Source organism: Paraburkholderia elongata, from assembly GCF_013177735.1.
In the GTDB taxonomy this organism is placed as follows: Bacteria; Pseudomonadota; Gammaproteobacteria; order Burkholderiales; family Burkholderiaceae; genus Paraburkholderia; species Paraburkholderia elongata.
Window position 1 is genome coordinate 39643 of the sequence record NZ_WOEZ01000001.1, and the last position, 11908, is coordinate 51550.

At 56.4% G+C, this 11908-nt stretch carries 11 protein-coding genes and 1 pseudogene; 4 read left to right on the forward strand and 8 right to left on the reverse strand.

Features of this window, described 5'->3' with window-relative positions; genetic code table 11:
* Nucleotides 1-62 precede the first annotated feature (62 nt).
* Nucleotides 63-503, forward strand: coding sequence for a hypothetical protein (locus GNZ13_RS00175; RefSeq protein WP_172159400.1), 441 nt, complete (start codon nucleotides 63-65; stop codon nucleotides 501-503).
* An 815-nt stretch (nucleotides 504-1318) separates the two neighbouring features.
* Here the strand turns inward: GNZ13_RS00175 and GNZ13_RS00180 are convergent.
* Together GNZ13_RS00180 and GNZ13_RS00185 are read right to left on the reverse strand one after the other, a co-directional pair.
* The gene (locus tag GNZ13_RS00180; protein ID WP_172159402.1) at nucleotides 1319-2221 is read right to left on the reverse strand and encodes an alpha/beta hydrolase; all 903 of its coding nucleotides are present in this window, start codon (nucleotides 2219-2221) and stop codon (nucleotides 1319-1321) included.
* Between the two features lie 158 nt (nucleotides 2222-2379).
* Nucleotides 2380-3258 (reverse strand): NAD(P)-dependent oxidoreductase, encoded by an 879-nt coding sequence (locus GNZ13_RS00185; RefSeq protein WP_328807152.1) that lies wholly within the window; start codon nucleotides 3256-3258, stop codon nucleotides 2380-2382.
* 813 nt (nucleotides 3259-4071) lie between these two features.
* On the opposite strand from GNZ13_RS00185, the gene GNZ13_RS00190 reads away from it, so the two are divergent.
* Nucleotides 4072-4818: a glucose 1-dehydrogenase gene (locus GNZ13_RS00190; RefSeq protein ID WP_172159404.1), complete on the forward strand. Its 747-nt coding sequence runs from the start codon at nucleotides 4072-4074 to the stop codon at nucleotides 4816-4818.
* A gap of 282 nt (nucleotides 4819-5100) precedes the next feature.
* A complete protein-coding gene (locus GNZ13_RS00195; RefSeq protein WP_172159406.1) occupies nucleotides 5101-5502 on the forward strand; it encodes a tautomerase family protein in 402 nt (133 codons plus the stop codon).
* A 165-nt stretch (nucleotides 5503-5667) separates the two neighbouring features.
* Here the strand turns inward: GNZ13_RS00195 and GNZ13_RS00200 are convergent.
* From GNZ13_RS00200 to GNZ13_RS00225, 6 genes and pseudogenes are all read right to left on the reverse strand, one after another.
* Nucleotides 5668-6516, reverse strand: a pseudogene (locus GNZ13_RS00200) (aldo/keto reductase); the annotation flags it as partial.
* 5 nt (nucleotides 6517-6521) lie between these two features.
* Complete coding sequence (locus tag GNZ13_RS00205; protein WP_172159408.1) at nucleotides 6522-6725, reverse strand: hypothetical protein; 204 nt, start codon at nucleotides 6723-6725, stop codon at nucleotides 6522-6524.
* A 371-nt stretch (nucleotides 6726-7096) separates the two neighbouring features.
* Nucleotides 7097-7513: a hypothetical protein gene (locus GNZ13_RS00210; RefSeq protein ID WP_172159410.1), complete on the reverse strand. Its 417-nt coding sequence runs from the start codon at nucleotides 7511-7513 to the stop codon at nucleotides 7097-7099.
* A 278-nt stretch (nucleotides 7514-7791) separates the two neighbouring features.
* Nucleotides 7792-8832 (reverse strand): porin, encoded by a 1041-nt coding sequence (locus tag GNZ13_RS00215; RefSeq protein WP_172159412.1) that lies wholly within the window; start codon nucleotides 8830-8832, stop codon nucleotides 7792-7794.
* 128 nt (nucleotides 8833-8960) lie between these two features.
* Nucleotides 8961-10289, reverse strand: coding sequence for an MFS transporter (locus GNZ13_RS00220; protein ID WP_172159414.1), 1329 nt, complete (start codon nucleotides 10287-10289; stop codon nucleotides 8961-8963).
* A 186-nt stretch (nucleotides 10290-10475) separates the two neighbouring features.
* Nucleotides 10476-11318 carry a fumarylacetoacetate hydrolase family protein gene (locus GNZ13_RS00225; RefSeq protein WP_172159416.1) on the reverse strand — a complete coding sequence of 281 codons (843 nt, stop codon included), beginning with the start codon at nucleotides 11316-11318 and terminating at the stop codon, nucleotides 10476-10478.
* A 386-nt stretch (nucleotides 11319-11704) separates the two neighbouring features.
* Between GNZ13_RS00225 and GNZ13_RS00230 the strand changes: the two genes are divergently transcribed.
* On the forward strand, nucleotides 11705-11908 hold a 204-nt coding region (locus GNZ13_RS00230; RefSeq protein WP_172159417.1), incomplete at its 3' end, for a helix-turn-helix domain-containing protein.

The window sequence follows — 11908 nt, forward strand, 5'->3', positions numbered from 1 at the left end:
TGGTTTCACTGAAGCGTGCCTATCCGCCTTGATCACGGGATGAACTCTCGAAGGCAAGAAATATGCATCCGGCCCGCGTTGTCCGCTCGACTGCGATATTCGTCGCTATGCTTTATTGTGTCGCGGGCGTCGCCCAAGTCGGCATCAAGGACCCAGAGTGGGACAGTCCGCCAACGGTCTCCAAGCTTCCGCACCAACTGTCGGTCCCGAGGATCGAGAACGTCACTGATGAAGCCGAGATCGGAAATTTCACGTCGGAAGGCGTGACCGTCAGCACTCTTATCATCGGAAACGGCGAACGACTGTACGGTGCAATGGGAGACGCACGCAGAGTCAGTGACGGGCTGTATCTCTTACCACGGGACGATGACGACGAAGCGTGGTGCGACCTGAAGATTCAAGTCGAGTCTGCCCGAATTGGTATAGAGGGTATGCCAATCAAGGACGACCCGAGCCTCTTCTGCCCGAGCTACACGATGTGGCTGCCCGCAGTTCGGCAGTGACCGGCGCATGCCGCGTCGGCGCTTCCATTGTTCCCCGTTTGCGATGCGTCACACTTGCGTCGGTCTTGCCACTCCCAGCCCCGAATGGCGCCTATGAATACCGCTTACAGCACGTCGTCCCGCATAATACTGTCGTCATCCATTGCATGACACTTGAGGTGCATTCAGATACAGTCACCCGACTCGCGGAGGTTGACCATTTTTTCTATAGCTCCCCGTACATACCTCGACTCGAACGCTCCAATTCATGAACTATCAAACATAGGAAAATACGACTTCGGCGATTACGTCCACGATGGTTCACTGAGCGAGCGCTATCGTATTCTCGATGACCTCGTTTCCGAACCGAGAAGTAGGTTCACCTCTACGAGCGTGCTCGCGCAACGAGAGGCGGTTGCAGCAGTTTGGAAATCGCACTTCCGACTCCATACGTCGCGGCGGGCCGGCTCGACCTGGTCAATTTGTTCCCTGATCAGCCACAAATCACCCGCACTCTATGGCTGGCCGCGCCAGAAGACCTTTTCAGGACTCGACGTATCCGAGTGGTTTGGGATTTCATTCCGGAAATCGTCGAAAAGAATCCACGGGTATCGCGGAGATAGCGACCGACTCAAACAGCAACGAAAAGCCGGGCCACATGCATGCGTCGAAGAAGTAACGACCGGCTCGGATTTACTTTGCGCGCTCACGCCCGACGCTGGGCGTATGAGGCAACTCAACAGTTTTTAACCCCGGACTCTAGCTGCGGTTCGGACTCTTACCGGCTACGAGGACAGCAATGCGGTTAAGCATGCTGTCCCCCGCTATTTCAAATTTTACGACCGTTGGAGATGCTGTCTGAACCATTCCACCGCTGATGTCGACGACTCTTCAAAATCATTCACGTAGGCATCGAAGTGTCCGCCCCTAAGCATGACGATCTTTTTAGGCTCCAGCGCATGCTCGTAGGCTTCGAGTGCGAGATCTGTCACCGCAAGTACGTCGTCTTGAGCAATGACCATGAGAAGCGGCGTTGGGCTAATGCGGTGAATGTAGGAGCCCGGCTCATATTCACTGAACATCTCGATCGAACGTAGTGTCACCTCATTGCGCCACGCTGGAGCACGCGCCTTGCTGGTCTCGGTGAACCAAACCCAACTGTCTGGCGTTGGCAGAGCTGACGAAGCGGACGGATCTTCGTCTACGACCGAAATCATCGCGGGGGGAGCACCCTTGAATCTTTCGCGTCGGTCGGTGTCAAACATGTCACGCACCCCGCCAATATAGTCGGCACGGATCAGCCTGCGGAAATTGCGGGACCCACTTGCCAATGGGACTTGCGAGACAACGCATTTAACTCGGCGGTCAAACGCCGCCACGACCAATACATGGGCACCACTGTAGCTGGAACCCCAAATGCCAATCCGCTCGGGATCTGTTTGCTCAAGCGTCTCTGCAAAGGTAATTGCATCACGGTAGTCACGTACCTGACGCCACGGGTCGATTTCCTGTCGCGGTTCGCCGTCACTGGCACCGAAGTTCCGGTTGTCATAGACGATCGAGGCCATCCCCGCGGCAGCAAAGGCCTCGGCAAAACGGTCAAGATACATCTCTTTAACCGCGGAAAAGCCGTGCGCCATCACGATGGTTGGCACCTTTCCCGTGACACCTTCAGGAAGGTAATGCCATCCTCGGAGCGTCACGCCATCTTCGGTCTTGAACTGAATGTCATTCCGCATGTAACTTATCCTCCTTACACGATTAGCAGTGCAGTCTAATACTGCCAAATTTTCAATACTCTTGGTACAACCCCTGTTACTGTTTTTATCGTTGAAACATTGCGACACTGCGCAATGATCCAGGTCGGACCATGCATACTGAACCATACTACGAAAAACTAACGTCTTCGTCCGTGGCGCATCCACCGGTCCATGACAGAATCATCTGTCGAGTCCAAATACTTCGATACTTCATCCAGCAGTCCGAGATGAAGTCCAGAGGATGAAGCAAGCTCTCTGGCCAAGCGCAGATCCTTGCGAACCACGTTAAGCAGTGCCGTAAATGCGGACTCGGTGCGAGCCCACGAGCCGTATTGCCGACGACACTCAGGTACGTCCACCGTCAGGAAGTTTCTACCTGTGCTCACATTGAGGATTGGCGCGGTCTGCTCGAACTTCGCACCATTCTTCTCCATAAGGTCGATCGCCTCCGCGGTCAGAAACATTGTAGCAATAGACAACATGTTATTGACGACCTTGACGACCTCAGCCGAACCGAGATCCCCGCAGCGAAAGAGGTTCGTTCCCATCGCTTTCATCACGGGCTCCACCGTATCGATGTCAGCCTGCTCGCCGCCCAGCATGATCGTTAGCGTTCCATCTTCCGCTCCAGGGATGCCACCGCTAATCGGGGCGTCAATCAGATGCGCCCCCGCTCCGATAAGTGGAGATTGAATTTTACGCAATGTATCTGGCAGTGTTGTGCCCATAACGCAAACGACTGGGTGATGTCCGTCAGGAATGCCGTGAACGATCCCCTCGCTTCCGACCGTCACATCGACAAGCTGCTCGTCGTTTCCAAGAAGCAGGACAATGACATCAGCGTTGCCACAGTCCTTTGCCGTTGTCGCAACAACAGCACCGGTCGTCTCAAATTCGCGCAGCACGGCGGGGTTACGGTCGCAGACGACGAGATGGAAGCCGCTTTTTTTAACACGCCGGGCCATCGGCGCGCCCATGTTTCCAACACCGATAAACGCTACGGTTTTGCTAGTCACGAGATCAAGATCCTTTGACAAAGAGGCCAATTTGATACCAACAAACCAAAATCCTTTCTGTTGAAAGCACTTCGAGAAGGCTGGCGGCCTACTACTCGGCGGCAAAGTGGTCAAACAGTTTTCAAAATAGAGCAGATCAATTTTCTCGTGCCGCGTTTATAAGATAGACAACCAGAGCGCGACGAATTTCGATGTTGCGCCATTATTCCCCGGATCATCACACGGGGCGACGCACAATTTTCAGTTCCGGAATTTGATTGTCCATTTTTTTCGCAAACCGAAAATAGCAGCCACGCACATTTGTTGTGCGATTTTGCGCCCACTCACGGGAGGTTGTATGGAGTCGAGCCGACAGTTCGGGAATGTCACAACGTGCTTTCGTTCAATGCAACCAAGACATGCAGAACGTCAGTGTGCTCCGGTCGGTCGCTGGCAATCCCATCGGCTCCGCTGGTTGGCCCCTTTCTGTGCATAAAAGCACAGCCGCTGTGCGCGCTTTCTATTTCGCTGCGTGGTAAAACATGGATAATCGAATTTCAAATTGGCGAATTTATAGATCGAGCAGGCTGGGTACGTAGTGAGCGACAAGCTTGGTTCATGTGATGGGCCGTGCGCGGGGTGCGAACTATGCGTCGAACTATCGAGACGTAGGCGGCACCGTGGTTCCGATGTCGCGACGCGTCTTTACTTACGACGACGCCAGGCGAGAGATTGATGACCCGCTACTGGTCTCCATTGACTTTCATGACGTTGCGTGCAGCGCGGAATTGGTCCTACGTTGAACACGACAGGAATTTCGCTGAGGAAGATCTCGTGAGCAAGCTTGCAGGCAAGGTGGCCGTCGTCACCGGTGCATCAAAGGGTATCGGAGCCGCTATCGCCAAGGCTCGCGCAGCAGAGGGTGCTTCGGCAGTCGTGAACTATGCAAGCAGCAAGGCAGGCGCCGATGCCGTTGTAGCTGCGACTATCGCGGCCAACGGCAAAGCAGTTTCCGTCGCTGGCGACGTTTCAAAGTCGGTGGACGCGCAAGGCATTGTCAACGCCGCCATCGAAACGTATGGTCGCCTCGATATCCTCATCAACAATTCGGGCATCTACGAGTTTGCGCCAATCGAAGAAATCACCGCGGAGCATTTCCGCAAACAGTTCGATACGAACGTACTCGGTGTGCTGCTCACGACGCAAGCCGCCGTAAAGCATCTTGGCGAGGGGGCGAGCATCATCAACGTCAGTTCGACCGTGAGTCGCATTACGCCGCCGGCGAGCGCCGTTTATAGTGGCACGAAGGGCGCTGTTGACGCGATCACCGGCGTGCTCGCGCGTGAACTGGGTTCGAGGAAGATTCGCGTGAACTCAATCAATCCAGGCGTCGTGGAGACCGAAGGCACGCACAACGCCGGGATCATCGGCTCCGAATTGGAAGCGTCGGCGCTCAGCCAGACACCGCTCGACCGTCTGGGTCAGCCAGATGACATCGCGTCAATCGCAGTCTTCCTCGCATCGGACGACGCGCGATGGATCACGGGCGAGCATCTTATCGCTAGCGGCGGCATGCGGTGATTCGCAAGGGACGCCACACTGAACGTCAACGAGGAGTGGGCCGCGATTTGAGCGTGACACACGTTTGAATGTCCGGTCCCGCGCGCGGGCGAATGACGTCTTATGGCCCGCAATCTGCCTCACGGGCGCCGACTGATGGCGAACAGTCGTGTAGGGATGGCTCTGTGATTGCGTCGCGTGGGGATGCATCGAGTTGGTGGAACACGTGGCCCGATTTACGCGTCGACCACCGGCGCAAACAGGATGGGTAACGGGCACCAATGAACCTAAAGGAGGATTCTCATGCCACTGGTACGTGTGACGATGATCAAGGGGAAGTCGCCCGAGTACATCAAGAAAATGTCAGACAGCATATACGAAGCGCTCGTCGAGGCTTATCAGATGCCCGAAAACGATTTGTTCCAGATCATAGAGCAACTTGAACCCGGCGATCTGATCTACGATCGTCGGTACGGGATCAACGGGCAGCGCTCCGACGATTTCATGATCATTAACATCGAGTCGGACGCGCGGCGTCGGGACGAAAAGGAGGCTTTCCTGGCGCGTCTTTCGGACAAACTTGCTGCTTCGCCGGGAATTGCACGTGACGATGTCTTCGTCCGCCTCTCCATGAACGCAGGTGCGGAAGACTGGTCTTTCGGTAGCGGTTGTCCCGCATCGAAAATGGTTGTCGACGCAAGCTGATCACTGAACCGTCTGCCGCTCGGTTTGTATTGATCTCGGACGTCGATGTGCAGAATCCGGGCGGCACGATTACCACGCATTTATGCAGATGATCTGTGCGTCGGTAAATCGCTCCTTCATCGAGTTCTCCTTGCCTCTAGTGCAGCGTTCCGTTCTGTTTGGAACTTAAGCGACTATTGGCGAGAATGACCTTCTGCAAGATGTCGCGCGTGCTTTTGGTCCAGATGAACGGCTTGGGGGCGGTGTTGTGGTGAGCCACGTATTCGTACCCACACTGTAGCAACGCCGAATCTCCGTAGGGTTCTTTGCGCCGACCAAGACGGTGGCGACCGCAGGGTGAGCCGCGACGAATTGCACGGCGGCTGTAGGCAGGGCCACGCTGAACTCATCGCAGACCTCCTCGACCGCTTCGACCTTGTCGATGATCGACTGAGGCGCATCGCTATAATCGAACAGTTTGTTGGGGCCTTTCGAGCCCCCCGCGAGAATTCCCGAGTTGAAAACCCCAGCCGCAATCACGTCAATACCGAGGCGCTCGCATTCGGGGAAGAAATGTGACGACGCTTCATCGTTGATCAGCGTGTACCGGCCCGCGATGAGACAGCAATCGAGAGGGAACTCGTTCGCCATATCGAGGACCGCAGCCGTTTCGTTCACACCGATGCTCACGGCCTTCACGGCACCACTTTCACGCAACTCGCGTAGGGCCTTGAATCCGCCGTCCTGCAGTTGGGTCCAATATCTGTCATTGTCGTCACCGTGAGATAAGCGGCCGGTGTCATGGACGTGGATGATGTCGATGCCATCGATCCCGAAGCGCTGCTGGCTGTCTTCGAAAGATCGCATGATCCCATCATAGCTGTAGTCAAACTCGTCTACGAAAGGCAGTCCGTCGATCCATTCGATGCCGAAAATCACCTTGTCTGTTTTCCGGGCACGTCTCCTCGTCTTAAGGACCCGTCCGACCTTCGTGCTTATGACAACGTCACGGCGCAGTTCCTTTGCGCGCAGGAAATGCCCTAGAAAATGTTCTGTTCGCCCGTTCCCGTAGCCAGGTGCTGTGTCGAAATAGAGCCCCCCTCATCCGGCGCTGCCAGAATTGTTTCTTCGAAGTCGTCGTAGGTCGTGCGGGCGCCGAGACCGCTCAATGGGACAGTACCCATCGCCATTCGGCTAACCAGAAGATTTGAATTGCCCAGCTTCCGCTTCGCCAATTGTTTCATTTCTGGAACTCCTTCATATTATTGGTATAGATCGCCTTCCCCCGCGTGCCGAACAATGAGGAAGTCGCCGCCGATGCTCCGAATGTAAGAAAGCGCCTTCTTGAAATTTGCAAAACCTCTCCTCCTCTTTGTTATCCTTCCTTTCGCTCGAACCTCGCGACAGCCGTTGCGGCGCTGAATACCCGTTACGATAGTCAAAAAAAGTAGACCTTTTGGTTTCGTCCCCCGAGAAATGCATGGACGCTGCACGCGTTCGAGCCAGCGTGTGGCCTCCAACGCGACGACTCGCGCTAACGATTTGGCGACGTAGTTGGCTTGACGCATCCTGCAATGTCCACCCACCGGGCTTTCGACGCGTGGACACTGTGATGTTATTTCATTTTGGAGAGTGCCGGCGCCACGTCGCGCGCGAGTCGGCGCATGGTTTCCCATTCGCGATGGCGGTTGCGGCCACTGGCGTCCATTGAGGCCAAAAGAAGCGTACCGAACGGGCCGACATTCTCGCGAAGCGCTGCGAGTTTCTCTATCACGGTTCTAGAAGAGCCGTAAATCACCTGGTTTTTCGTCAAGTTCGCGACGGTCAGGGTCTCGTCGGAATCGTTCGGGTTTTCCTTTAGGATGATGGTGTAGTTCGCGCGCCGCATGACCTCGATCAGGTAGGCGAAGTAGTGGTAATTTCCGCCTTTCGAATCCATCACCCACTCCAACGCCTGCTCATCAGTTTCCGCCACAACCACGTTGCGGGCGACGCGCCAGTCGTCGCCAGAGGCCTTGCGACCGACTCGCATCCCTCCACGTATTTCTTCCAGTGGCTGCCAACAATGCACTCAGCACAGAAATTCGCGCTAACGCCGATCCAGCCTCTTTCACCGGCCGTCTTCAACCGGCAAATCACCAATCCCGCTACCGCTCGGGCTAAACTTAGACCAACCAGTCTCCGCGCTTCCCGAGGGGTTCACGGGCGGTTTAAGGTCATTTATTTACAACAGACATCGTTAATTCAACTGCGACAGCAGTCTACATTCAACTTGACGAGGTGACCTGCGGAAACCTCGCCACGGGTGCATCAGAATCGATGTCGAATCCCAGCAATCACTGTGTTGCCCGTGCCGAGATCGCTGACCTTATCGTACGAATACGCCAGATAGGTATCGGTGCGCGCCGAGAGCAGATAGTCGTACGCGATGCTCGCCGTATTATGGTAGACGTGGGGTGCCCGCCCGTACGTGATGTAATCTCGCGCCCAAGACACCAGGATATTGTTGAACGGATTGATGCGGATCGTCGCACCGATCTGGCCAATGTTGTCCTTTCTCGCGACGCCGCCATTGTTGGTGCGCTGGTACTCAGCGTAAAGCTTGATCCACGTAAAGTCATAGCTGGCCGCAGCGTGCACCGTCAACTGATCCGACGCCGCACCGAGATTCGCTGCGGGCGCGTTCGGATAGGTTGGAATCTTGATTCGCTCCATTCCCGCAGTCGCCGCGAACGCATTGTTCGTGTAGTCCAGCATGGCCAGAACGTTATTGGTTCCCGGAGCACCGGCGACGTTGCCGAAACTGTATGCAAGTGTCGTGCTCAAGCCTTTCGCGACCGGGCTTTGGTAGATCACGGCATTGCTCATTTCGTCGTCGCCGGCCAACGCACGACCGTAGGCGGCGAGGTAAGACTGCACGATAACCGGGTTCAGCGTAATGCTACCGCTGAACGGATTGAAACGTGCCTGCGCGAGGAACAGCGGATTGGCCTGCTGACCAAAGGTCACAGTGCCAAACGGGCCCGACAGGCCAACGTATGCGTTATAGGAAAAGAAACTGTCGTGCGTCGTGCGTCCGGCCTGGCCGTTCTGGATGAGGACGTAGGATTGCAAGTCGAAGATAGCGTGCACGCCGCCACCGAGATCCTCGTTCCCCTTCATGCCCCAGAACGACGAGGTTAACCCACCGTTGCCGACTTTCGCTGTCGAAGCTGTCGCGCCCGACACTTTAGTGGAGCCGACGAACGAGTCGAGCGCGCCGAACAGGTCCACCTGACCACCCGAGCTTTGCGCTTGAGCGCTCGCGCAGAGGACCGCACTTCCAATCATCAATACCCCAATTTTTTTCATCGAGCCTCTTCATTGGCCGGTCATCTCGCGCATATGAAACTTCGCCAGTTTCACGACCATTTACAATATTTAGTTAATCAAACTTATTAGGAAAGAAGAATCGTTCGACATTTTCCGACAGCCGTCACCTAGCTCGATTCCCTACTGGTCTCCGGCAAAAAACGACAGAAAATCAACGAACCTACCGCGCCGATGAAGCCGAACGCTACCGCGAACTCGATACCCAGTCCAGTCGAACGCGCAACCACGAGTCCCAACAGCGGTGCGCCTCCTCCGCCGATCGCACGACCAGTGGAGTAAACGAAGTTCTGCGCAGTGGCCCGTATTTCTGTCTGAAACAGCTCGCCGATCCAGACTCCTTGGATACCTAGATAGCTGAAACCGATCTGCAGCGCGAGATACGACAGCACGATCGCCGAGAGCCAGTCGATTCCCGGAGCAGCGCCATGCGGTGTCGAATGCCCAGTCATACTAAAGTAGAAGTACACATAGGCAAGCACGCCGAACGCCGAGCTGAATGTGTAAGCCCAGCGCCGGCCTTTCCAGTCCGACAGGATGCCGCTGAGCGGATACGCGACGCCGGCAGTTATACTGGCGACCATCCCCAAACGTGCCACTTCGGCAGCCGGGAGATGAAAGGATGTCTGCCACATCGCCGGTGAATAGGTGACCACCGCGTAGCATCCGTAGAAGCCGAACGACAGCATCAACGTGCACCACACGACGCGCAGGCCAGTTCCACCACGCAGCGCTTCGGCCAGGCGCAGCGGGATCTGCTGCGTCGACGCGATACCTGTGACGAGCGCATCGCGAGCCGCTAGCCAGGCACGGGACTCAGGCATGAAGACGCGCACGAATCCGGCCAATATCGCCGCGCAGCCCAGATAGCCGAATGCCCAGCGCCACGCATCGCTACCGTACGCGGCCACGCAGAATGAATACATGGCAGCTGCGCCCCAGATGCCTACGAGAAACATCGACTGCAGCAGACCGCTCATCAGCCCCCGACGCCCGCCGCGCGCTGGCAGCGCTTCATTAACGTAGGCGAACGCAATTCCCGCCTCACCGCCGATGCCGACTCCTGTCAAGATCCGGACGATCATCAGCGTCCAGTAGTCAGTTGCGAACGCTGTTAACAACGTAAAGATGCCGAACATCGCGACGGTCAGCGTCAGTCCGAGCCGACGTCCAAAGCGATCTGCGATCCGCCCGAATATCAACCCACCGACGATACCAATCACGTAGCTGCACGCCTGGATAATCGAGATATCGACCAGGGAGACGCCGAAGTGGTGGGCGAGTGGCACCATGAAGAACAGAAAAATCGCGAAATCCGCCCCATCGAACACCGTGCCGAGAAACGAAAACAGCAAGATGAGCACGCGCTCTCGTGACGTGTACGCATTGGCGACGCCGCGGGAAGCGGACGTCGCGTTGTCCATCGTCTTGGAGAACATTTAGCGAGCCCCTCGCGGATTGATCCAAGGCATCCTGCGAGAGGTGCGCCCTGCTCGATTTGAGATCGCAGGTCGCCGCAGAGCCAGAGGCCATGAGGTCGAGGTTCTGCCCGTTACGTGCTCCATGGTCGTCTCCCGTATTTTCATTTTTGCCACCGCATCGTCGGCCGGCGACATCGTTGATAATCAGTCCGCTGCGGTAACCCTTTGGCTTTGCTCACCCAATCCGGCAATGCCAAGCCTGACCTGGTCGCCAGGCTGCAGGAAGACCGGCGGCTTGCGGCCAATGCCTACGCCGGGAGGAGTACCGGTCGCGATCACGTCGCCGGGAAGCAGCGTCATGTAGCGGCTCAGATAGGCGACAAGCTGCGCGACCGAAAAGATCATCGCCTTGGTATTGCTCTGCTGCATCCGCTTGCCATTGACCTCCAACCACAGGTCGAGCTTCTGCGGATCAGGAATCTCATCGCGGGTGACAAGCCAGGGTCCGATCGGACCGAAGGTGTCGCAGCCCTTGCCCTTGTCCCACTGCGACGATTGCATCTGATACGCCCGCTCTGAAACGTCGTTCAACACGCAATAGCCCGCCACGTGATCAAGCGCGTCAGCCTCGGAGACATATTGCGCCCTGGTGCCGATGACCACACCGAGCTCCACCTCCCAATCCAGCTTGCACGCGCCGCGCGGGCGGACGATGTCGTCGCACGGCCCCATGATGCAGCTGGTGGCTTTCATGAATACCACAGGCTCTTCGGGAATCGGCATTCCCGCTTCCTTTGCGTGATCAACGTAGTTCAAACCGATCGCAATGAATTTCTGCACGCTATTCCACGGAGTGCCCATGCGCGGCTCGCCACTCACAAGAGGCAAATCGTCGATGTGGATCTCCCGCAAACGGTGCAGGCCCGACGGCGAGAGGTCTGCTGGACTGAGATCGTCCACCATCCCGGAAAGGTCACGGATTCGACCGAGTGCATCGATCATCCCGGGCTTTTCCTGTCCCACGTTTCCGTATCGACACAGTTTCATCTGTCATCCTCAATAAGTTATCAGAACGGCGATCGCCACGATTCGTCGTCATTCGCCGGCGCCACTCGCTTGTGCCACTGTTAGGCGAGCGGGTTTGCAGCGTCGCGTTGTTTTAGGTATCGTTGTTACCTAAATACTAAGATGGTGTGAATCGAGGTGTCAACCAGAAAGGGGCTGTCGTTTACCCCTGTCGCGAGTGCTCCGGAAAACTCGAGCCCAGTTTGTACGGACCCCGTGCGGCGAAAGCCACCCACCCTGCTTCACACATCCGTTCGTTGCTTGTCAGATGTCGTCGATCAGGGCAGAATTTCAGCCCGATGTCGTTCCTCGGCGGCTCATCGCTACATCCGCGACACAACCCACTTTCCGCATCTGGAGCCACCTTGATGAAAAGCGCAGCAGACACTGTCACCTCCGCCAACAAAAGAGCGGCGACCAGAAAGGCGGGAACTGCCAGCCCAAACGCGTCCGAAAACCATTCTCATGCTGGAGATGCGCTGATTACCGTCGAGCGGACGATGCGTATCATCGAAATGCTCGCCGATTCTCGCGACGGCTTGTCCGTCACCGAAATCAGCAGGCGTCTGGAC